Below are 19172 nucleotides of genomic sequence, written 5' to 3' on the forward strand. Positions count from 1 at the left end.
TCGGCACGGGCGCATTTCATGCAAGCGGATTACTACGACATGTCAAAGAAACTCATCGCGGAATTTATCGGTACATTCTGGCTGGTCCTCGGCGGGTGCGGCGCGGCGGTTCTCGCCGCGGGCGTGCCCGACGTCGGCATCGGCTTTCTGGGGGTCGCCCTCGCGTTCGGTCTGACCGTCATGACCATGGCCTATGCGGTCGGCAATATCTCCGGCGGGCACTTCAATCCGGCGGTCTCGTTCGGGCTGATGATCGCCGGAAAGTTCGAGCGGAAAGATCTGTTCCCCTATTGGGGCGCGCAGGTCGCCGGCGCAGTCGTGGCCGCAATCGTGCTCTGGATCATCGCGCACGGGCAGGCGGGCTTCTCCTCCGTCGGCAACTTCGCGCTCAACGGCTACGGGTCGGCCTCGCCCGGCGGCTACGGGTTTTTCTCCGGGCTGGTCACCGAAATCGTGATGACGGCGATTTTCCTCGTCATCATCCTCGGCGCGACCTCCCGCGGCGTTCCGGTTGGCTTTGCGCCCATCGCCATCGGGCTGGGCCTGACGCTGATCCACCTGATCTCCATCCCGGTGACCAACACGTCGGTCAACCCCGCCCGCTCCACGGGCGTGGCCCTGTTCGGCGGGGGGACCGCGATCTTGCAACTGTGGCTCTTCTGGGTGGCGCCGCTCCTCGGCGGCGCGCTCGGGGCGATCATCTGGAAGACGCTGGAACCCGAGGCCTACACCGCCGCGGAGGCGCCCGCCGTGCCGGATACGGGCAGCACCGCCTGATCGGACTGGCGCCGGTCCTTGGCCGGCGCCACGCTGCCGTATCGGGTCGAGCATAGCCCGCGACAGGGCGCAGTCCCGGCGGGCATCGGGCGCACCGCCGTCCGTTTCAGTCTCGCACGCCGGTTTCCATCTGGCGGAAGAAAGCCGCCAGGCTCTTGTCCGCCTCGGGGCGGAAACGCGCATCGGTTTCGCTGAGGGTACCGATCCGGTCCAGTCGGAAGACGCGAAAGTCCTCGCGCAGTTCGCACCACGCGACGAGCGTCCAGACTTTGCCCCAGAACCACAGGCCGAGCGGGCGGACACGACGACTGGTCCGGGCGCCCCCGGCATCGCCGTAGTCGATCTGCAAGACCGCGCGGCGTTCCACTGCGGACTCGATGTAATCGATCCTCTGCCGCACGGACTCGGTCATTTCCGGGGCTATCGAATGCACCTGCACCGCAGCGGCCCGTTTCCGCTCGGCGTCCGGCAACACGGCACCGATCTTGACCAGCGCTTCCTCTGCACCGCGCGCCATCGCTGCGCCGCCCCACGCCCGGACCAGCCGCGCGCCGGCCACCAGCGCCACGATCTCGTCGCGCGTGAACATGAGCGGCGGCAGGTCGAATCCGCCCTGCAGCACATAGCCAACCCCAGCCTCGCCCTCGACGGGGACGCCCGAGGCCTGCAGATCGACGATGTCGCGGTAGATCGTGCGCTCGGACACTTCCAGCCGCTCGGCCAGGCGCCGGGCGGTGACGAGCCGGCCACCCCTCAGATGTTGCACGATCTGGAACAGGCGGTCGGCCCGGCGCATGTCAGCTGGCCATTCTGGGCTCGAACAGGCCGATCCGGTTGCCGTCAGGGTCGGCGGCGTAAACGAAGCGGCCGGGTGGAATGGTCACGGTATCGGACAGGATCTTTCCTCCTGCCGCCTCGGCCCGTGCGGCAGCGTCCTCGAGCGTGCCCTCGACGACGAGGAACACCACCGGGCCACGGTCCGCAGGGCCGGGTTCGCCGACGAAGAGATTGGCCGAAACTCCCTGGCCCGGCTCCGCCGTGCGTAGAAAGGCTGTGGCCTCACCGCCCATTTCCTTCCTGTCGAGGATGCCGCCCGTGGCAGCAGCATAAAAGGCCATCCCGGCGGAGAGATCCCGAACTGGAATTTCCGCCCAGACGTTGAAGTTCGCGGGTGTGAAGGTCATCGTGAGTCCTTTGCGGTTGGGGTGTCTCCCGCAACTCTCTCATACCCCTCCTGACAGCGTCCTGTCAGGAGGCTAACGAACCGGGTCCAGCAGGGCCCGCGACAGGGTGCAGTCCCGGCGGGCATCGGGCGCGCACGCCCGCGGCTCCAGATCCCGCGTCAGGCAGATCCGCGTTTCCATGATTCGCCCGGACTGGCATGTGACCGTCACCATGTCGGCGGAAAGCTCCGGGTTCGCCTCCAGCCAGGCCTCCTCCACCACGGCGGCCGGCAGAACCACGCTCTCGCTCAGCTTCCGCAGGACCGGCGGCGGCGTGACGCTTTCATACGCCCGCCGCGCCAGCGCGTAGTAGTCCGTCGCCTCCAGCCCCGAACACCGCCCGTGTTTCTTCCACTGGTACCAGGCCAGCCCGGGGGCCCCCATGATGTCGGCCATCGCGGCGGTCTGGCGGCGCGAGGGATTGGCGGCGGCGGAGGCGCAAAAGCTCGGCCACCCCTCTTCGTACTGCGGCCAAAGCCCGTGCAGCACCCAGCCCAGATCCCGCGCGGGGTCGCACTGCTCTGCCTCGCGCGCGTCGCCCTCCGTTGCGCAGTAGCTCGGCGTCCACGACAGCGCCATGACGTAGTAGTCGAAGTCCCCCGCCCGCTCCCCGTCGGCCACTGCCGATCCGGTGAGAAGGACCCAAAGCAAGATCCACCGCATTTTGACTTCCCTTTCCGCTGCCGCGGCCTTATATGCCAAGCAATTCCCGAAAACGAGGAAAAGCGGCCCCGGGGGCTCGCGGCCGCAGCCCGGCCACGGTAGAATTGTGCGAAGGAGGCAGACATGAACAAGCCACTGATGGCAAAGGCCACCGCCGTCTGGCTGGTCGACAACACGACGATCAGCTTCAAGCAGATCGCCGATTTCTGCGGACTGCACGAACTCGAGGTGCAGGGAATCGCCGATGGCGACGTCGCCGCCGGCGTGAAGGGTTTCGACCCCATCGCCAACAACCAGCTCGACCAGATCGAGATCGACCGGGCCGAAAAGAACCCGCTCCACAAGATGAAGCTTAAGTTCAACGCCGCCGCCGTGGGCGAGGAGAAGCGCCGTGGCCCGCGCTACACGCCCCTCAGCAAACGGCAGGACCGGCCGAACTCCATCCTGTGGCTGGTGAAGTTCCACCCCGAACTGTCGGATGGCCAAATCTCGAAGCTGGTGGGCACCACCAAGCCGACGATCCAGTCGATCCGGGAGCGTACGCACTGGAACATCGCCAACATGCAGCCGATCGACCCGGTGGCGCTCGGCCTCTGCAAGCAGTCGGAACTGGACGCCGCCGTCCAGAAGGCGGCCGCGAAAAAGGCCGAGGAAGGCGTTGTGATGAGCGACGACGAGCGCCGCAAGCTCGTCTCCACGGAGCAGTCGCTGTCCGCCGATCCCGAACCTCGGATCCCCACGGCGATTTCGGGATTGGAGACCTTCACCCTCTCGGACCCGCGTGGCGACGAGGAAGAGGAGAGCAACGAGCCCATCCTCGATGCCGACAGCTTCTTCAACCTCCCCGACACCTCGGATGACGAGGACGACGACGAGGACACGGACCGGAAGGACTGACAGCTATCCGGGCCATTCCGGGCGGGCGCCGTCTGTGCGCTGCCCGGAAGTGGCGGCACGCATCGGTACGGGGTGAAGCGGGATCTGAGCGTGTATCTCTGCACCGATCTGAACGTGCGCTGCTCCCGACAATCATACGCGCCATTCAAGGTCGGCGAACCGCGCGATTGACAGCACATCTGACAACTTCGCTGAGCGCCCGGCCTCGCGGCCAATGCGTTCCGGGCAGCCATCTTCAGCTCTCTCAAGAGGAAACGGCGAAGTTCGCGTCGTGAGACGGGCGGGACTGCGTCCGCGCCTCCCGGGAAGGCTGGATTTATCGGATCAGGTGACGCGCAAACAAAAGCTCACGGTCGCATCAGCGTGCCGAATATCCTGTCCTTGTATTGCTCGAGGTAGATGCGCAGCCACGGGGTAAATCGTTCCGGGCGGCGCTTCAGTTCCGCCGTCAGGTCGTAGAACCCGACCCATTCGACCTGCGCCACTTCCTCCGGGTTCGGATAGACCTTCATCTTGCGCTCGGCCATCGCCATGAAGACATCGACGACTTCGTGCTCGACCATCCCGTTGCCCACGTCGGCGCGGTACTCGATCCGGTCCCGGTACGCCGGATAAAGCCCGGTGATGCCCAGCTCCTCCCGCAATCTGCGCACGGCGCAATCTGCGGCGGATTCGTTCCACTTCGGATGGGTGCAGCAGGTATTCGCCCACAGACCCGGCGAATGGTACTTGGTGGCGGCCCGGCGCTGGAGCAGGACGTTCTCGCCGTCCATCACGAACACCGAGACTGCCTTGTGGCGCAGTCCACGACGGTGGACCTCCAGCTTGGCCACCGGCTCGAGGGTGCCGTCGACCCAGGCAGGAATCATTTCGTCGGTCATCTGGCAGCAGTCGGAACGGTTCGGTTAAAAGACTTGAGCGCGCGGCAAGAGCAGGCATCGAACGGCAACACCCGACCGCCCGCTAGCCCGGTGGATGCAACTCCGATCTAAGCTTCGATCCGGCGCGCTTTCACGTCGACAAGGTGCCACAGGGCGGGGACACACCCATGTCCCGACGTCATGCGTGTTATATGTTGCGATAATATCAAACAAATTCAATGCCTTTCATGAGCGCAACAAATATCCCGCATGCGTCTTTTTGCCCGATCGGATTGCAGCCCGTGCCCCCGCGGCTAGGATGATCCCCCTCGGGCGCGGCGATTCCGGATTTGGCTCGGCGCTGTTCCGCATGAGGTCTACCGTAGAGGACTGTCTATGTTCCGTTCCGTTGTCATTGCCGCCGCCACAACCGCGACGCTCACCCTCCCGGCGGTGGCCCAGGATGTGGAGGCTGGTGCCGAGTTGTTTCAGAAGCAGTGCGGCACATGCCACGTGGTCATGAACGAGGACGGGGAGATTTTGGCCGGCCGCAAGGCGCGCACCGGGCCCAATCTGTTCGGCATCGTGGATGCGCCAGCCGCGCAGGTGGACGGCTTCCGCTACGGGTCCGGCCTGCTGGCAGCGGCCGATGCCGGGCTGGTATGGGAGGTGCCCCACCTCGTCGCGTACCTGCAGGACACCAACATCTTCCTGAGGGAGGTCACAGGCGATCCAAAGGTGCGGTCCCGGATGGCCTGGAAAGTGCGCAAGGACAAGGACGCCGCCGACATCGCCGCCTTCCTCGCCACCCTGAAGTAAGCACGCCGGAAATTTCGTTTACCATTCCCGGCCCGCGCCCTGTAGCCTTCGGCCAAGAAACAACAGGGAGCCCGATTCATGTTTCACAGACTTCTCCCCGCCGTCGCGTTTGCGGTCGCGGCGTCCGGCGCCTTTGCCGCGCGGGACGACATCACCATTGGCATGGGATTGGAACCGCCCAATCTCGATCCCACGGCCGGAGCCGCGGCAGCGATCGACGAGGTGGTCTATGCGAACATCTTCGAGGGCCTGACCCGGTTCGCGCACGATGGCTCCATCGTGCCGGGGCTGGCGGAAAGCTGGGACGTCTCCGAGGACGGCACCGTCTACACCTTCCACCTCCATGACGGCGTCACCTTCCACGACGGCTCCACCATGGATGGGGAGGACGTGAAGTTCAGCCTCGACCGCGCCCGCGCCGAGGACAGCACCAACGCGCAGAAGGCGCTCTTCACCGGCATCGACTCGGTGGAGGTGCCGGACCCCCTGACCGTCGTGGTGACGCTCTCCGGTCCCGACGGCGCGTTTCCGTTCAAGATGGCCTGGGGGGACGCGGTGATCCTGGCCCCCGAAACGGCCGGCGAGGCCGCCACCAATCCTGTCGGCACCGGCCCCTTCAAGTTCTCGGACTGGGTGCAGGGCGACCGGGTGGAGATCGTCCGCAACGGCGCCTACTGGGGCGAGGCCCCGGCGCTGGCGAAGGCCACCTTCAAGATCATCTCAGATCCCAACGCCGCCTTCGCCGCGATGATGGCGGGCGACGTGGACGCCTTCCCCCGGTTCCCGGCCCCGGAGACGCTGCAGCAGTTTCAGGCCAACCCGATGTTCTCCGTCATCGTCGGCTCCACAGAAGGGGAGACGATCCTGGCGATGAACAACAAGCAACCGCCGCTCGACGACAAACGGGTGCGCGAGGCGATTGCCCATGCGATCGACCGGCAGGCGCTCATCGACGGCGCGATGCAGGGCTATGGCACGCCCATCGGCAGCCACTTCCCGCCGCACAGCCCGGACTACGTGGACCTGACGGGTCAGTCGGCGTTCGATCCGGAGGCGTCGAAGGCGCTCCTTGAGGAGGCCGGTCAGACGGACCTGAAACTCCGCCTCGCCCTGCCGCCCCCCGACTACGCCCGTCGTGGCGGTGAGGTGATCGCTGCGCAGCTTCGCGACGTGGGCATCGACACCGAGATCACGAACCTCGAATGGGCCCAGTGGCTGGAGCAGGTGTTCAAGGGCAAGGATTTCGACCTGACCATCGTCAGCCACACCGAGCCTGCGGACATCAACATCTACGCCCGACCGGATTACTACTTCCAGTACGACAACCCGGACTTCCAGGCGCTGATGGAGGAGCTCAACACGACCACCGACGAGGCGAAGCGGAGCGAACTGCTGAAGTCCGCGCAACAGATGATCGCGGACGACTACGTCAACGCGTTCCTCTTCCAGCTTCCCAAGACCGGGGTCGCCAACGCGAAGATCGAGGGCCTTTGGGAGAACGCGCCCACCCAGGCCAACGACCTGACCGGCGTGCACTGGACGGACTGAGGCCGTCCCGCACCGGCAGCCGGGAGGCCGGTCTGCCGGTGCATGACGCAACGTTCCCACGGCAGGTTAGCCAAGGCATGTTGCAAGTTCTTGCAGGATGTTGCAGAGATATGCTGCATTCTGCAGGACGCTCACATGCCATCTGATCCCGTTCTGAATTCGCCCGAAGGGCGCCAATCCATCCTCCGTGCCCGGGCCGCTGCGGGCGCGCCCCTTCCTATGGCGGCGCTGGCCGAAGAATTCGGCGTTTCGGTCGACACGATTCGGCGCGACCTGCTGGCGTTGGAGGCCGAAGGCGCCATCCAACGGGTGCGCGGCGGTGCCTTGCCAGTGATGCAACCGGTGGAGCCTCTGGTAACGCGGATGCGGACGAGCGACGCGGCCGCCCACTGTATTGCATCAAGGGCGCTGGATCTGATCGAGGACGGGATGGTGGTAATGCTCGATGGCGGCACCACGATCGCCCGCCTCGCCGCGAAGTTGCCCCCGCTGCCGCACGCGCTCATCATCACGCCGGCCCCGGCGGTGGCGGTTGCAACGCTGGCGGCCGGTATCGAGACGGTCCTCATCGGTGGGCAGATGTCGGCCCTGGGCGGAATGGCCGTTGGCCAGCGCGCGTGCGAGGCGGTGTCGGCCACGGCGGCCGACCTCTGCCTGTTGGGTGCATGTGGCTTGGAGCCCACCTTCGGGCTATCGGCCGACCGTCTTGACGAGGCGGCGGTAAAGGCCGCCATGGGGGCCGCCAGCAGCCGGACGGCGGTGCTGACCGATCGCAGCAAGCTTGGGCGGCGCGCGCGGCACCGGGTTGTGCCCTGCGCCAAGCTGGACGTGCTTGTCACGGATGCCTCATCGGAGGAGACCGCTGCTTTCCACGAGGTTGGACTGGAGATTCGTTGTGCGTGACATCAGAACCCCCCGGCGCGCCGTTTCGGCCGCCTTTGCCCTGAACGGGATGCTGCTCGGCACCTGGGCCTCCCGAATCCCCACGGTCATGGAGAACCACGGGTTGAGCGAGGGGCGCTTCGGCCTGCTTCTGCTCGTGATGGGGATCGGCGCGCTGATCTCCTTCCCGATTTCCGGCCGGATGGCGGACCGGTACGGCGCGGTGAAGCTGACGCATGTGATCGGATGGGCGTATCTGCTGTCCGTCGTGATGCTCGGGCTGGCACCCGGGCCGCTCTGGCTCTCCGGTGCGATGCTGTTCTTTGGCATGTGTCACGGGTCGATGGATGTCACCATGAACAGCTGGGCGACGGAGGTGGAGAAGTATCTGGGCCGTTCCGTCATGTCGTCGTTTCATGCCATGTGGAGCCTCGGCGCCGGGCTCGGTGCCGCCTCCGGCGCAGCGGCGAGCTGGGCAGGGCTGTCCGTTGCCGAGCATTTCGTGCTGGCAGCCATCGTTTTCGGCGCGGTGCTGCAATGGTTCGCGCATGTGCCCTGGACGTCCGAGACGCAGCCCCACAACCCCGACGCGTCGGCCTTTGCCCTGCCACGCGGGGCGCTGGTGCTGGTGGGCCTCATGGCGCTCAGTTCCGGCGCGGGGGAGGGGGCCGTGGCGGACTGGAGCGCCGTCTTCCTCTCCGGCGAGCTGGGCGTGACGGAGGCACGCGCGGCCCTCGGGCTGACCGTCTTTTCCGTGGTCATGGTGGGGATGCGCCTGGTCATCGACCGGATCGTGACCCGCATCGGCCCCGTGACCGTCGCCCGCATCAGCGGGCTGACGGCGGCGGTCGGGCTTGGGCTGGTCGTCCTGTCCGGCTGGCTGCCCGTGGCGCTTCTGGGCTTCGCCCTGATGGGTGTGGGGTATGCCGCCATCTATCCTCTGGCATTCAGCCGGGCCGCCCGTGATCCGGTGGTTCCTCCCGGCCAGGCCATCGCGAGCGTCGCCACGCTGGGCTACAGCGCACTGCTGCTCTCCCCGCCGGCCATCGGACTGATTGCCGAAATCGCGTCGCTTCGTGTCGCGTTCGCCCTGCTCGCGCTGCTCGCCATCATGATCTCCGTCCTCGCCGGCGTGTTCGGCCAGGGGCGGTCCGTGCCGCTGGCCCGCGGCGCAACCTCTGCCGAGTGACGGATCGGGGCGGGGGCCCATCAGCGTTCCCGTTCGATCCGCCCGAGCCCACCGCCCGCAACGTCCCTCGACGCGACGCGGGCGCTGCGGGACGAAGGGCCTGCAAGTAATAATGATATGAATCAATGACTTGATCGCGTCCCATCGTGAGACACCCTCAAGCCCCCCCTGCTGGAGCCGCGTGCCGAGCCTCAGATCAGCGCCAGAACCGCCACCCCCAGCAGCAGCGCCAGCCAACTCCGCCACAGCGCCCGGCTGGCCCGGTCAATATCCCCCGCGCCGGCGGAGCGGTTGCCCTCGGGATTGATAAACGGAAAATCCCGCATCTCCCCGTCATAGCTCCGCGGCCCGGAGAGCGCGACGCCCAGGCAACGCGCCATCGCCGCCTCTGGCCACCCAGCATTGGGCGAGCGATGCAGGCCCGCGTCCCGCGCGACGAGCCCCCAACCGGTCAGCCGCCCATGCCCCAGCAAGATCAACGCCGCCGCGAGCCGGGCAGGCAGCAGGTTCAGAAGGTCGTCGAATCGCGCCGCCGCCCAGCCGAAAGCCTCATGCCGCGGAGTCCGGTGACCGATCATGCTGTCAGCCGTGTTCACCACCTTGTAGACGAGGATGCCCGGCAACCCCGCAACCAGGAACGCCAGCGCCGGGGCAACCACGCCGTCCGAGAAGTTCTCCGCCGCGCTCTCGATCGCCGCCCGCGCGACGGCAGCCTCGTCCATCTCCGCGGTGTCCCGCCCGACGATCATCCCCACCGCCTTCCGCCCCTCCGGCAGCCCCTGCCGCAGTGCCGAGGCCACGGCGGAGACGTGTTCGACGAGGCTGCGCTGCGCGATCAGGACGGCCGCGAGGAGGGTGTCGATCAGGCCGCCGGGCGAGATCTCTTCCAGCAGGGAACCGAGCCCCCACGCGCCGATCACGAGGACGAACAGCGCCGCGCAACCCTTCAGGCGGCGATGGTCCCCGCCGTTCGTGTGGGCATCGAGCCATCCAACGCAGCGCCCCATCAGAACCGCCGGGTGCGGCAGCCGGGACCAGAGCCAACGGGGCTCGCCAAGCGCCGCGTCGAGCAGCAGGGCGCCGAGCAGCATCGTCTCCGTGCCGATCATGCCAGCACCGCCTCCAATCGCTGCCAGTCCGGTTCCCCGCCCGGAAGGCCCAGCCGCAGCCAGCGGTCGGAGTATGGGAAGATGCGGGTCCAGATACGGGCGGCGGCGAGCCGGTCCTGCATGGCGCGGGCATCGGCCGTGTCGTAGAGGCGGAACAGGGGCGTCCCACCCACTGTCCTTGCCCCGGCGCGTTCCAAGAGGGCATCCAGCCGCGTCGCGTCCCGCTCCAGCCGCGCGCGTGTCGCCTCGGCCCAGGTCACATCCCGAAGGGCCTCCGTTCCGATGGTCAGGGCGGGACCGGAGACGGCCCAGGGGCCGATCATGTCCCGCAGGGGGGCGATCAGGTCCGGAGCCGCGATCACGAAGCCCAGCCGCACGCCGGCCAGTCCCCAGAACTTTCCGAAGCTCTTGAGGATGAGGGTCCCGGGCCGTTCGGTTGCGACCGAGATCAGGGTACGCTCGGGGCAGACGTCACAGAAACTCTCGTCGATCACCAGCAACCCGGAGGACGGCAGCGCGTCCCCAGTCCAGAGTCGGCCATCGGGGTTGTTGGGGTGAACGAGCACGCTTGCGTCCGGAGCGGGGTCGGCCTCCGCGGAAACGGACCATCCTGCCGCGCCAAAAGAGGCCGCGTGCTCGTTGTAGGTGGGTTGGGGAATCCATACCCGGCCCAAGGTGCCGAGAGCGGGCAACCTCGCGATGGCCGCGGAGGCGCCGGGGCACGGGAGGATGTCCAGCCCTTCCGGCACCTCCCAGAAGGCGCGGGCCGCCTCCACGAGCGCCCGCTCGGCGCGGGAATCGGGCAGGGCGGTCCAGGCGTCGGCGGGCAGGGGGGGCATTGGGTAGGGTTGGGGATTGATGCCGGTGGACAGGTCCAGCCAGTCCGCCCGCGTCCCGCCCCAGCGGCCGGCGGCGGAGTCGATCCCGCCACCGTGGTCGCGGGGGTGTGCCGATCCATAGTTTTGTTCGCTCAACAGACTCGTCCCCTCGTCACCCGACGTCGCGGCGTTGGTAACGAAGATGCGGACCCGGGGTACAGCGGGAAATGGCTCGGCAGCACGTAGCGTTAATGAATCTGCCGCATCCGTTAACCTTTGTTTAGCATATTCGGCGCAAGAACCGTACGTGCGGGCCGTACCGGATTGTTTCCGCCGCGGAGGGTTAGATGATTGTATTGATAGTAGAGAGTAACAGAGACCTGGGCTGGCTGTGGAAACGCCACCTCGAACGGCAGGGCCACCAGGTCGTTCATGTCAAAGGCCAGGAAGAGGCCATCGAGATACTCCGGCAGAACGTGGTGGGTGTGATCATTCTCGACGTCGTGCTGGAGGAGGGGAGCGCGTTCGCCGTGTCGGACTTCGCCTCCTATCGCTTCCCGGACATCAAGGTAATCTTCGTCACCAACACGACCTTCTTCTCCGACGGGTCCATCTTCCAGTTGGCGCCGAATGCCTGTGCGTACCTCCAGTCGCGCACACCGCCGGAGGACCTGACGATGATGGTGGAGCATTACGGCGCGCCGGCGCGCTGACTCGGGCCTTGGCCACCACCGGTCGGAAACGTTCACGCAACCTTCCGGCAAGCCGCCGTATTCCTTGACAAAACAGCCTTTTCGGCGCTTCATGGAAGCAGGTCGAGGGAGTGAGTGGTATGTCTGAATTTCTGTCGAAAGCCCTACTGGACGACATGGAGCGCGCGCGCCGGTCTGCCAACCGGAAGCGGACGCACATGACGGTGTGTGCCGGCGGGCAGGAATTCACGATCCTCAGATACTGGAACACCGGGTTTGCGCTCGACGCAGCGGACGCTCCGGGTTTGCGAGGATTGGTCGACGTCTACTCGGGGGCGAAACATCTCTGCCAGGCGCTTGTCGTTACCTCCTCGGAAGAGCAAGGCGAGCGGGTGTACGAGGTGAAACGCTCTACACCGGCACAGAACACGGCCCCGGCGGCGGATTTCGTGAGGGACCGTCCGGAGCCGGCCGGTCTGCTTCCCCGGCACTGACGGAACGCAGCTTCAGGGCAGGATCTCCACGACCGTGCCCATGGGGGTGTAGCGGAACAGCTCCTCAATCTCCGCGTCCGTGATCGCGACACATCCCGCGGTCCAGTCTCCCGGCAGGTCGGGCCGGCCCTTCCGCTGATTGGGCTGGCCATGGATGAAGATGTCGCCCCCGGGCGAGACACCGGCGCCCCGGGCGCGGCTCCGGTGGTGCGGTTGCGGATAGTCGATCCCGAGCGAGAGATGGTAGGCGCTGCGGTCGTTGCGCCGGTCGATCCGGAATGTGCCTTCCGGTGTGCGCCCGTCGCCTTCCTGGAACTTGTCGCCCTCGGGCGCGAAGCCGAGGGCAATCGGGCGATAGACCTTTCGGATTTCGCCGTCGCGGTAGACGCGCATCGTCCGGCGCCGCTTGTCGATCACGATACGGTCCACGTTCGCTTCAAGGTGCCGGGGCGGCGTCATATCCCACGGCGCGTAGTGGTCCCAGAGCGTCAGGCCCAACGACCCCGGCGGCCCGAGGATCATTGCCGCCAGAACGGCATGCGCGAACCCCGGGATCACTGCAGGTCCGCGAACGCGGCCGTCAGCCGTTCCGCGGCCTCCGTCACACGGCTGCGCGGCGTGCCGAAGTTGAAGCGAAGGAAGGTCTCCCCTCCCTTTCCGAAAGTCGGGCCGTGGTTCGGGGCGATCCGGGCGTCCTTTTCCACACGGGCGGTAAATTCGTCCGCCGCCATGCCCGTGCCAGCGAAGTCCACCCAGGCCAGGTAGGTCGCCTCGAGGGGCATCGACCGCAGGCCGGGAATTGCGTTCACGGCATCGTCGAACACCTGCCGGTTGCCGTCGAGGTAGGTGACCAGGTCGTCGACCCAGGCCGCGCCGGCCGGGGAATAGGCCGCCTCGGTCATCACCAGGCCGAAGGAGTTCGGAGACTTGCCGAGCCCCGCCATCCGCTTGCCGAAACGTTTTCGGAGCGACGGGTCCTCTATGATGACCTGCCCGGTATGCGTGCCGGCGATGTTAAAGGTCTTGGAAGGCGCGGTCAGCATAACGAGCCGGTCGGCGATACCGGGCAGCGTGGCCATCGGAATGTGGTGCGCGCCGGGGTAGACCAGATCGTGGTGGATTTCGTCGGAGACAATCAGCAGGTCATGCCGCTTGGCGAATTCCGCGATGCCGTTGAGCTCCTCCCGCGTCCAGACACGCCCCCCGGGATTGTGGGGCGAACACAGGATCAGCATGCGTTCCTGCCCGGTCATCTGCGCGTCCCAGGCGTCGAAGTCCATCGCATAGGCTCCGTCCACGATCGGCAACTCGCATTCCACCACCTGCCGCTCCGAGGCCCGGATCACCCGAGAAAAGGCGTGGTAGACCGGCGTGAACAGAATCACGCCGTCTCCCCGTTCCGTGAATGCCTCCAGGCAGATCGCGACCCCGTTCACGAGGCCGGACGTGGTAAAGATCCAGGACGGGTCCACCTCCCATCCATGCCGTTCCTTCATCCACCAGCAGATCGCCGCGCGGTAGCCGCGCTCGTCGCCGTAGTATCCGAACACGCCGTGATCGACCATTCCCTGCAGTGCGTCGCGCACGGACTGCGGCGGGCGGAAGTCCATGTCCGCCACCCACATCGCGATGCCGTCCTCGGCTGGGACGCCGTAGCGTTCCTCCATCATATCCCACTTCAGACAGCGGCTGCCGTTACGGTCGATGATTTCGTCGAATGACATGGGGGTCCTTTCCGTACCTTGAGACCGCAAGCTACTCCTGCGCACGCCAAGGACAAGGGGCGGATGTTGCACAATTTCAACCCTTGCCCTAAATGCCGGACATGGCCCTGCGTTCCATCCTGATCCATCCTGATCCGCGCCTGAAAAAGGTCTGCGACCCCGTGCCCGATCTTTCGGACGAGTTGCGGGGTCTGGCCGACGACATGCTCCAGACCATGTACGACGCGCCGGGCATCGGCCTTGCGGCGCCGCAGATCGGTATCGCGAAGCGTCTGATCGTGCTCGATTGCGTGAAGGAGGAGGGGGCCGAGCCACGTCCATTGGCGATGTTCAACCCCGAGGTCCTGGCGTCATCCGACGAAAAGAACGTCTACGAGGAAGGCTGCCTGTCCATTCCGGAACAATATGCCGAAGTGGAGCGTCCGGCCGAGGTGACCGTCCGCTGGATGGACCGCGACGGGAACGAGCGGGAAGAGACCTTTGACGGGCTCTGGGCGACCTGTGTGCAGCACGAGATCGACCACCTGAACGGCGTGCTTTTCATCGACTACCTGAAGCCGTTGAAACGCCAGCTGATTACCCGGAAGATGCAGAAGCTCAAACGCGAACGCGCGCGGGACTGATCGTCATGGCAGTGCGCCCCTTCGTCCCGTGGCCGGACCCGCGGCTGCGGACGCCAGCTGAGCCCGTGGGCGAGATCACGGACGAGATCCGGCGCATCTGGGACGACATGGTTGACACGATGGAGGCGATGCCCGGCCTTGGGCTCGCGGCGCCGCAGATCGGCGTGATGCTCCGCCTGGCGGTGGTGGACTGCTCCGAAGAGCGGGGCCAGGCGGTGCGGCTTGCCGATCCGGAGATCGTCTCCGCCAGCTCCACATTGCGCAGCCATGACGAGGCGAGCCCCAACCTTGCCGGGGTTCACGCCCGGCTGGAGCGGCCGGCGCAGGTGGAGGTGGCGTTCAACGACGAGACCGGCACGCGCGTTCAGAGAGTTTTTGAGGGGCTATGGGCCACGTCCGTCCAGCACCAGATCGACCATCTGCAAGGCCGGATGTATGTCGACAGGCTCAGTCGAACGAAGCGCGAGATGCTCTTGAAGAAGGCGCGCAAGTCCAGGGGGGTGAGGCTATGAGAGTCGTATTCATGGGCACGCCGGAGTTTTCCGTCCCGGCGCTCGACGCCTTGGTCGGGGCAGGCCACCAGATCGTTGCCGTCTACACCCAGCCGCCGCGTCCGGCGGGCCGGGGGAAGAAACCGCGGCCGAGCCCGGTGCAGGCGCGGGCAGAAGCACTCGGCCTGCCAGTGCGCCACCCCGTGTCGCTTCGGCCGCAGGAGGAGAAGGACGCCTTTGCGGGCCTCGGCGCGGACGTGGCCGTGGTGGTGGCGTACGGCCTGATCCTGCCGCGCGCAATTCTCGATGCGCCCACCCATGGCTGCCTGAACATTCACGCGTCGCTCCTGCCCCGCTGGCGCGGCGCCGCGCCGATCCACCGTGCCGTGATGGCGGGCGATGCGGAGACGGGGATCTGCATCATGCAGATGGAAGCTGGCCTCGACACTGGCCCTGTCCTGCTGCGCCAGGCCACGCCTATCGGGTCTGAGGATACGACAGCGGACCTGCATGACCGGCTGGCGGACATGGGCGGGCAGATGATCGTGCAGGCCCTGTCGCGGATCGGGAGCCTGACGCCCGAGGTGCAGCCAGAGGACGGCGTCACCTACGCCGACAAGGTCGACAAGTCAGAGGCCCGGATCGACTGGGCGCGCCCGGCGGAGGTGGTCGACCGGCAGATCCGCGGCCTCTCCCCATTTCCCGGCGCGTGGTGCGACATCGGCGGAGAGCGGGTGAAACTCCTGCGCTCGCGCCTGGTGGAGGGCAGGGGCGACCCGGGGGAGGTACTCGGCGGCTTTCGGGTCGCTTGCGGAACCGGCGCGGTCGAAATTCTGGAGGCGCAACGTCAGGGGAAGCGCCCGATGAAAGCCGAAGAGATCCTGCGCGGGCTCACCCTGCCCGCCGTTCTGGAGTGAGCCGGAGGGCGCGCGAGAATTTTCTTGCCTCCGGCGGGGATATTTTCAGACACAAGAAGCTTGTATGCGCCCGGCCGTTCCGTGGGTGGCCGGGCGACGTCTCGTGTCGCGGTCATCGGCGTCACCGCCTGTACCGCTCTTGCAGGGTGACGGAATTGAGTTAACAACCCGTGTCTTCTTGTGTCGAAAATTATCCTCGCCGAAGGCATCGCCCGCAGGGCGATTCAGCGCTTGAACGGGGCCATTCCGGCGCGAGCCAGTTCGTCGGCGCGTTCGTTTTCTGGATGGCCCGCGTGACCTTTTACCCATTTCCAGGTCACGCGATGGCGCGCCTGCGCCGCGTCCAGACGCTTCCAGAGTTCCTCGTTCTTTACCGGTTTTTTCGCGGCTGTTTTCCAGCCGTTCTTCTTCCAGCCGTGGATCCATCCGGTCACGCCGTTCTTCACATAGGCGGAGTCGGTGACGATGGTGATTTCGGTGGGGCGGGACAGGCTCTCAAGCGCGGAAATGGCGGCCAACAGCTCCATCCGATTGTTGGTCGTGGCCGCTTCTCCGCCGTTGAGTTCACGTTCCTTGACGATAGTCTCACCGTCAAGGGCCCGGAGCAGCACGCCCCAGCCGCCGGGGCCGGGGTTTCCGGAGCAGGCTCCGTCGGTATAGGCGAAAAGATCTGGCATGGGCGGCGGATACGTCAGGCGGCGGCGGGCGGCAAGGTCTCAAAGCTTGCGGGCATGAAGAACAATGTACCGATGAGGTGATCCGTCAAATCCCACGTCGTCGCCATGCTCCCGCTCGGTGATCGCGAAACCGGCGTCCGTTAGGAGGCGCTCCAGCTTGGGTTCAGTGTAATAGGTGTAAAGGCGGTCCTTGCTGTCGCGCGCCTCGCCTTCGCCCAGTTTCATCACGATCAGGAAATGCCCGTCCCGGCGGAGCGCGCGGGCCAGGGCCGCGAGGTGGCGGGGCAGCGCGTCCCTCGGGGCGTGGAGCAGGCTGTAATGCGCCCAGATCCCGTCGTAGGCGTTCTCGCCGGTGACGTCGTCGAAGGTTCCCACGCGAACGTCGAGTCCATAGGCCGACTTTGCCGCCGCGGCCATTCCGGTGGAGGCGTCGAGGGCGTCGACGTCGAGACCGCGTTCTACCATGCGGGCCGCCCATGTGCCGGGTCCGCAGCCGAGGTCGAGGACCCGGGCGCCGGGTGGAAGAGCGTCGATGAAGCGTTCTAGCCTCGGATACCGCCGGCCGCGATGCGATTGTTCGGCGTACACGTCTGCCTCGGCGTCGTAGAGAGCGATGGTCCTTTCGTCGGGCATCAGTCGAGCGCCACGACGGCGAGGCAAGCCACGACCACGGCGGTCAGCGGAATTCGGAGGGCCATCCACCAGCGCGGCGTCAGGCCGTTTTTCCAGAACAGCCAGTCGATGCCGAGAACGCCCAGGAAACCGAAGATCAGGTAGATCGCAGTGCTGACGGGCCCTGTGCCCGCGAAGAGGAATGCCCAGATCGCGGGCACCACGGACAGTGCGTAACCAAGGCCACCCGTCTCACCCTCCGCACGGGCAGCGAAGCCCCAAAGGACACCGGACATGAAGGCAAGAATGATCGTGCCATAGAACAGCAGAATGTACGGTGCGACGAAGCGTGGGCCAGCAATCTGCAAGGTGAGATCATTGAGCGCGGGAATGTACCGCGTCAGCACGCCCCAGAGGAACGGGAGCAAGCCCGCAAGCCCGAGAACGAGCGGGGTGCGGGGGATGCCTTTCATGCGCGTTCCAAAGCGAGGCGCGCGCCGAGGGCGGCAAAGATCGCGGCAAAGGACCGGTTGAGCCAGCGCATTGCCCGCTCGCTCGACAGGATCGCGTCGCGCGCCAATGCTGCGAACGTACCATAGAGCACGAAGACCGCGAAGGTCAGGACCATGAAGACCGCGCCGAGCAGCAGCATCTCGGAGGTGGCTGTCGCGGGGGTGCCAGACAGGAACGGCGGCAGCAGGGCGAGGAAAAAGATCGAGAGCTTGGGATTGAGGATGTTGATCAGGGCGGCCCGGCGCGCGATGGGCCAGGGGGCAAGCCGGTGCGGGGCGGCAGAGATGGCCAGCGCGCCGTCGGACTTCAGCGCCTGCCACGCCAGCCAGAGCAGATAGGCAACCCCGGCGAACTTCACAGCCTGAAACAGCACCGCGGAGGTATGCAGGACCGCGGCCAGCCCCAGAACGGCGGCCGCCAGGTGGGGCACGATGCCGATCGTGCATCCGAGCGCGGCCCAAACGGCGGCGCGGCGTCCCTGTCCCAGTCCGGTCGCGAGCGTGTAGACGACCCCGGTCCCGGGCGCGATCACCACCACGAGGGCCGTCAGGAGAAACTGGAGCGAGATCATGCGGGCACCTCGCGCAGAACCCGGGGCACCTTGAACTCCACGCGTTCCACGGCGGTTTCCACTTGTTCAAGCGTCACGTCGTAGCGGGCCTCGAACGCTTCGATCACCTCGCGCACCAGAACGTCAGGCGCGGACGCCCCCGCCGTGATGCCGAGGGCTGAGATCCCGTCCAACGCGCGCCAGTCGATGTCCGAGGCGCGTTGCACGAGCTGGGCATAGTCGCACCCCGAGCGCGCGCCGACTTCGACCAGACGGCGGGAGTTGGACGAGTTCGGCGCACCTATGACGAGGATCGCATCGACCTTGGGAGCCATCGCCTTGACCGCTTCCTGCCGGTTTGTGGTCGCGTAGCAGATGTCTTCCTTGTGTGGCCCGACGATGGTGGGGAACCGCCCCCGCAGGGCGGCGACCACATCGGCGGTGTCGTCGATCGAAAGGGTGGTCTGGGTGACGTAGGCCAGCTTGTCTGGATCTCGCACCTCAAGGGAGCCCACATCGTCCGCGGTTTCCACCAGCAAGACGTCGCCCTCCGGCAATTGCCCCATGGTGCCGATGGTTTCCGGGTGGCCGGCGTGGCCGATCATGATGATCTGGAGACCTTCTTCGGCGTGACGCTCGGCTTCGATGTGAACCTTGCTGACGAGCGGACAGGTCGCATCGACATAGATCATGTTGCGCCGTTCCGCCTCCGCCGGGACGGCGCGCGGCACACCGTGGGCGGAGAAAATGACCGGGCGGTCGGTTGGGCATTCGTCCAGTTCCTCGACGAACACAGCGCCTTTCGCCCTGAGACCATCCACGACGTATCGGTTGTGCACGATCTCGTGGCGCACGTAGACGGGCGCGCCCCATTTCTCCAACGCCATCTCGACGATCTTGATCGCACGGTCCACGCCAGCGCAAAAGCCGCGGGGGGCGGCAAGAAAGAGCTTCAGGGCAGGTTTGGTCATGTCGCGGCCTCCAGCCCAAGACCTAAGCCGCATGGCGCGGCCCGTCCAGACGCGAAACCGGTGGTCGGGGTGCCGGCTCACGCAGGTGTCATAGATTTCGCGCCCGCTGGCGTTCCAGCGGCT

24 protein-coding genes are annotated in these 19172 nt (G+C 66.3%); 11 read left to right on the forward strand and 13 right to left on the reverse strand.

Going from position 1 to position 19172, the window contains the following annotated elements:
- Positions 1 to 39 precede the first annotated feature (39 nt).
- A complete protein-coding gene (gene aqpZ, locus BM075_RS19070) occupies positions 40 to 777 on the forward strand; it encodes an aquaporin Z (RefSeq protein ID WP_093362350.1) in 738 nt (245 codons plus the stop codon).
- Between the two features lie 106 nt (positions 778 to 883).
- Here the strand turns inward: aqpZ and BM075_RS19075 are convergent, their stop codons facing one another.
- The 3 genes from BM075_RS19075 to BM075_RS19085 all read right to left on the reverse strand — a co-directional run bounded on the left by BM075_RS19075 (position 884) and on the right by BM075_RS19085 (position 2663).
- Positions 884 to 1573 carry a helix-turn-helix transcriptional regulator gene (locus tag BM075_RS19075; RefSeq protein WP_093362286.1) on the reverse strand — a complete coding sequence of 230 codons (690 nt, stop codon included), beginning with the start codon at positions 1571 to 1573 and terminating at the stop codon, positions 884 to 886.
- Position 1574: 1 nt separating this feature from the next.
- Positions 1575 to 1961: a VOC family protein gene (locus tag BM075_RS19080; protein WP_093362287.1), complete on the reverse strand. Its 387-nt coding sequence runs from the start codon at positions 1959 to 1961 to the stop codon at positions 1575 to 1577.
- 72 nt (positions 1962 to 2033) lie between these two features.
- Positions 2034 to 2663, reverse strand: a complete 630-nt coding sequence (locus tag BM075_RS19085; protein ID WP_093362288.1) for a ribonuclease T2 family protein — start codon at positions 2661 to 2663, stop codon at positions 2034 to 2036.
- Positions 2664 to 2786: 123 nt separating this feature from the next.
- On the opposite strand from BM075_RS19085, the gene BM075_RS19090 reads away from it, so the two are divergent.
- The gene (locus BM075_RS19090) at positions 2787 to 3560 is read left to right on the forward strand and encodes a DUF1013 domain-containing protein (protein WP_093362289.1); all 774 of its coding nucleotides are present in this window, start codon (positions 2787 to 2789) and stop codon (positions 3558 to 3560) included.
- A 347-nt stretch (positions 3561 to 3907) separates the two neighbouring features.
- Here BM075_RS19090 and idi read toward each other — a convergent pair whose 3' ends face one another.
- On the reverse strand, positions 3908 to 4441 hold the full coding sequence (idi, locus tag BM075_RS19095; protein ID WP_093362290.1) for an isopentenyl-diphosphate Delta-isomerase: 534 nt from the start codon (positions 4439 to 4441) through the stop codon (positions 3908 to 3910).
- Between the two features lie 375 nt (positions 4442 to 4816).
- Between idi and BM075_RS19100 the strand changes: the two genes are divergently transcribed.
- The 4 genes from BM075_RS19100 to BM075_RS19115 all read left to right on the forward strand — a co-directional run bounded on the left by BM075_RS19100 (position 4817) and on the right by BM075_RS19115 (position 8858).
- The gene (locus tag BM075_RS19100; RefSeq protein WP_093362291.1) at positions 4817 to 5239 is read left to right on the forward strand and encodes a c-type cytochrome; all 423 of its coding nucleotides are present in this window, start codon (positions 4817 to 4819) and stop codon (positions 5237 to 5239) included.
- A gap of 78 nt (positions 5240 to 5317) precedes the next feature.
- Positions 5318 to 6787 (forward strand): ABC transporter substrate-binding protein, encoded by a 1470-nt coding sequence (locus BM075_RS19105; protein ID WP_093362292.1) that lies wholly within the window; start codon positions 5318 to 5320, stop codon positions 6785 to 6787.
- 135 nt (positions 6788 to 6922) lie between these two features.
- On the forward strand, positions 6923 to 7690 hold the full coding sequence (locus BM075_RS19110) for a DeoR/GlpR family DNA-binding transcription regulator (RefSeq protein WP_177208417.1): 768 nt from the start codon (positions 6923 to 6925) through the stop codon (positions 7688 to 7690).
- Positions 7683 to 8858 carry an MFS transporter gene (locus BM075_RS19115; protein ID WP_245758913.1) on the forward strand — a complete coding sequence of 392 codons (1176 nt, stop codon included), beginning with the start codon at positions 7683 to 7685 and terminating at the stop codon, positions 8856 to 8858. The genes BM075_RS19110 and BM075_RS19115 overlap by 8 nt, the downstream gene beginning before the upstream one ends.
- A 191-nt stretch (positions 8859 to 9049) precedes the next feature.
- On the opposite strand, the gene cbiB is transcribed toward BM075_RS19115, so the two are convergent.
- Together cbiB and cobD are read right to left on the reverse strand one after the other, a co-directional pair.
- Positions 9050 to 9967 carry an adenosylcobinamide-phosphate synthase CbiB gene (gene cbiB / locus BM075_RS19120; RefSeq protein ID WP_093362295.1) on the reverse strand — a complete coding sequence of 306 codons (918 nt, stop codon included), beginning with the start codon at positions 9965 to 9967 and terminating at the stop codon, positions 9050 to 9052.
- Complete coding sequence (gene cobD / locus BM075_RS19125; RefSeq protein WP_093362296.1) at positions 9964 to 10941, reverse strand: threonine-phosphate decarboxylase CobD; 978 nt, start codon at positions 10939 to 10941, stop codon at positions 9964 to 9966. The genes cbiB and cobD overlap by 4 nt, the downstream gene beginning before the upstream one ends.
- Before the next feature lie 191 nt (positions 10942 to 11132).
- On the opposite strand from cobD, the gene BM075_RS19130 reads away from it, so the two are divergent.
- Both BM075_RS19130 and BM075_RS19135 read left to right on the forward strand, forming a co-directional pair.
- Entirely contained in the window at positions 11133 to 11498 is a 366-nt protein-coding gene (locus BM075_RS19130; RefSeq protein WP_093362297.1) for a response regulator transcription factor, read from the forward strand.
- A gap of 119 nt (positions 11499 to 11617) precedes the next feature.
- Positions 11618 to 11971, forward strand: a complete 354-nt coding sequence (locus tag BM075_RS19135) for a hypothetical protein (RefSeq protein WP_093362298.1) — start codon at positions 11618 to 11620, stop codon at positions 11969 to 11971.
- 12 nt (positions 11972 to 11983) lie between these two features.
- Here BM075_RS19135 and BM075_RS19140 read toward each other — a convergent pair whose 3' ends face one another.
- Both BM075_RS19140 and BM075_RS19145 read right to left on the reverse strand, forming a co-directional pair.
- Positions 11984 to 12529, reverse strand: coding sequence for a L,D-transpeptidase family protein (locus BM075_RS19140; RefSeq protein ID WP_245758914.1), 546 nt, complete (start codon positions 12527 to 12529; stop codon positions 11984 to 11986).
- On the reverse strand, positions 12526 to 13695 hold the full coding sequence (locus BM075_RS19145; protein ID WP_093362299.1) for a MalY/PatB family protein: 1170 nt from the start codon (positions 13693 to 13695) through the stop codon (positions 12526 to 12528). Before BM075_RS19145 ends, BM075_RS19140 begins: the two co-directional genes overlap by 4 nt.
- Positions 13696 to 13796: 101 nt before the next feature.
- Between BM075_RS19145 and def (BM075_RS19150) the strand changes: the two genes are divergently transcribed.
- Genes def (BM075_RS19150) through fmt form a run of 3 tightly spaced genes read left to right on the forward strand, consistent with a single transcriptional unit; the run spans position 13797 to position 15726 of the window.
- Positions 13797 to 14318 (forward strand): peptide deformylase, encoded by a 522-nt coding sequence (gene def / locus BM075_RS19150; protein ID WP_093362352.1) that lies wholly within the window; start codon positions 13797 to 13799, stop codon positions 14316 to 14318.
- Between the two features lie 5 nt (positions 14319 to 14323).
- Positions 14324 to 14830 (forward strand): peptide deformylase, encoded by a 507-nt coding sequence (gene def, locus BM075_RS19155; RefSeq protein ID WP_093362300.1) that lies wholly within the window; start codon positions 14324 to 14326, stop codon positions 14828 to 14830.
- Positions 14827 to 15726: a methionyl-tRNA formyltransferase gene (fmt, locus tag BM075_RS19160; protein WP_093362301.1), complete on the forward strand. Its 900-nt coding sequence runs from the start codon at positions 14827 to 14829 to the stop codon at positions 15724 to 15726. The genes def (BM075_RS19155) and fmt overlap by 4 nt, the downstream gene beginning before the upstream one ends.
- Before the next feature lie 224 nt (positions 15727 to 15950).
- Here fmt and rnhA read toward each other — a convergent pair whose 3' ends face one another.
- Genes rnhA through ispH form a run of 5 tightly spaced genes read right to left on the reverse strand, consistent with a single transcriptional unit; the run spans position 15951 to position 19049 of the window.
- Entirely contained in the window at positions 15951 to 16403 is a 453-nt protein-coding gene (rnhA, locus tag BM075_RS19165; protein WP_093362302.1) for a ribonuclease HI, read from the reverse strand.
- 39 nt (positions 16404 to 16442) lie between these two features.
- The gene (locus BM075_RS19170) at positions 16443 to 17036 is read right to left on the reverse strand and encodes a class I SAM-dependent methyltransferase (protein WP_093362303.1); all 594 of its coding nucleotides are present in this window, start codon (positions 17034 to 17036) and stop codon (positions 16443 to 16445) included.
- Positions 17036 to 17488 (reverse strand): DUF3429 domain-containing protein, encoded by a 453-nt coding sequence (locus tag BM075_RS19175; RefSeq protein WP_093362304.1) that lies wholly within the window; start codon positions 17486 to 17488, stop codon positions 17036 to 17038. Before BM075_RS19175 ends, BM075_RS19170 begins: the two co-directional genes overlap by 1 nt.
- Positions 17485 to 18099, reverse strand: coding sequence for a LysE family translocator (locus tag BM075_RS19180; protein WP_093362305.1), 615 nt, complete (start codon positions 18097 to 18099; stop codon positions 17485 to 17487). Before BM075_RS19180 ends, BM075_RS19175 begins: the two co-directional genes overlap by 4 nt.
- A complete protein-coding gene (gene ispH, locus BM075_RS19185; RefSeq protein WP_093362306.1) occupies positions 18096 to 19049 on the reverse strand; it encodes a 4-hydroxy-3-methylbut-2-enyl diphosphate reductase in 954 nt (317 codons plus the stop codon). Before ispH ends, BM075_RS19180 begins: the two co-directional genes overlap by 4 nt.
- Positions 19050 to 19172: the final 123 nt, after the last annotated feature.

It is taken from the genome of Tropicimonas isoalkanivorans, assembly GCF_900112335.1.
Taxonomy (GTDB): Bacteria; Pseudomonadota; Alphaproteobacteria; order Rhodobacterales; family Rhodobacteraceae; genus Tropicimonas; species Tropicimonas isoalkanivorans.

Bases quoted from the DNA above. Each gene is read 5' to 3' on its own strand.
- BM075_RS19180 (WP_093362305.1), bottom strand. From the start codon at position 18,099: ATGATCTCGCTCCAGTTTCTCCTGACGGCCCTCGTGGTGGTGATCGCG.
- BM075_RS19135 (WP_093362298.1), top strand. From the start codon at position 11,618: ATGTCTGAATTTCTGTCGAAAGCCCTACTGGACGACATGGAGCGCGCG.
- BM075_RS19090 (WP_093362289.1), top strand. From the start codon at position 2,787: ATGAACAAGCCACTGATGGCAAAGGCCACCGCCGTCTGGCTGGTCGAC.
- BM075_RS19145 (WP_093362299.1), bottom strand. From the start codon at position 13,695: ATGTCATTCGACGAAATCATCGACCGTAACGGCAGCCGCTGTCTGAAG.
- idi (WP_093362290.1), bottom strand. From the start codon at position 4,441: ATGACCGACGAAATGATTCCTGCCTGGGTCGACGGCACCCTCGAGCCG.
- BM075_RS19175 (WP_093362304.1), bottom strand. From the start codon at position 17,488: ATGAAAGGCATCCCCCGCACCCCGCTCGTTCTCGGGCTTGCGGGCTTG.
- rnhA (WP_093362302.1), bottom strand. From the start codon at position 16,403: ATGCCAGATCTTTTCGCCTATACCGACGGAGCCTGCTCCGGAAACCCC.
- BM075_RS19110 (WP_177208417.1), top strand. From the start codon at position 6,923: ATGCCATCTGATCCCGTTCTGAATTCGCCCGAAGGGCGCCAATCCATC.
- BM075_RS19130 (WP_093362297.1), top strand. From the start codon at position 11,133: ATGATTGTATTGATAGTAGAGAGTAACAGAGACCTGGGCTGGCTGTGG.
- BM075_RS19080 (WP_093362287.1), bottom strand. From the start codon at position 1,961: ATGACCTTCACACCCGCGAACTTCAACGTCTGGGCGGAAATTCCAGTT.
- def (WP_093362300.1), top strand. From the start codon at position 14,324: ATGGCAGTGCGCCCCTTCGTCCCGTGGCCGGACCCGCGGCTGCGGACG.
- BM075_RS19085 (WP_093362288.1), bottom strand. From the start codon at position 2,663: ATGCGGTGGATCTTGCTTTGGGTCCTTCTCACCGGATCGGCAGTGGCC.
- BM075_RS19075 (WP_093362286.1), bottom strand. From the start codon at position 1,573: ATGCGCCGGGCCGACCGCCTGTTCCAGATCGTGCAACATCTGAGGGGT.
- ispH (WP_093362306.1), bottom strand. From the start codon at position 19,049: ATGACCAAACCTGCCCTGAAGCTCTTTCTTGCCGCCCCCCGCGGCTTT.
- BM075_RS19100 (WP_093362291.1), top strand. From the start codon at position 4,817: ATGTTCCGTTCCGTTGTCATTGCCGCCGCCACAACCGCGACGCTCACC.
- BM075_RS19170 (WP_093362303.1), bottom strand. From the start codon at position 17,036: ATGCCCGACGAAAGGACCATCGCTCTCTACGACGCCGAGGCAGACGTG.
- def (WP_093362352.1), top strand. From the start codon at position 13,797: ATGGCCCTGCGTTCCATCCTGATCCATCCTGATCCGCGCCTGAAAAAG.
- aqpZ (WP_093362350.1), top strand. From the start codon at position 40: ATGTCAAAGAAACTCATCGCGGAATTTATCGGTACATTCTGGCTGGTC.
- cbiB (WP_093362295.1), bottom strand. From the start codon at position 9,967: ATGATCGGCACGGAGACGATGCTGCTCGGCGCCCTGCTGCTCGACGCG.
- BM075_RS19105 (WP_093362292.1), top strand. From the start codon at position 5,318: ATGTTTCACAGACTTCTCCCCGCCGTCGCGTTTGCGGTCGCGGCGTCC.
- fmt (WP_093362301.1), top strand. From the start codon at position 14,827: ATGAGAGTCGTATTCATGGGCACGCCGGAGTTTTCCGTCCCGGCGCTC.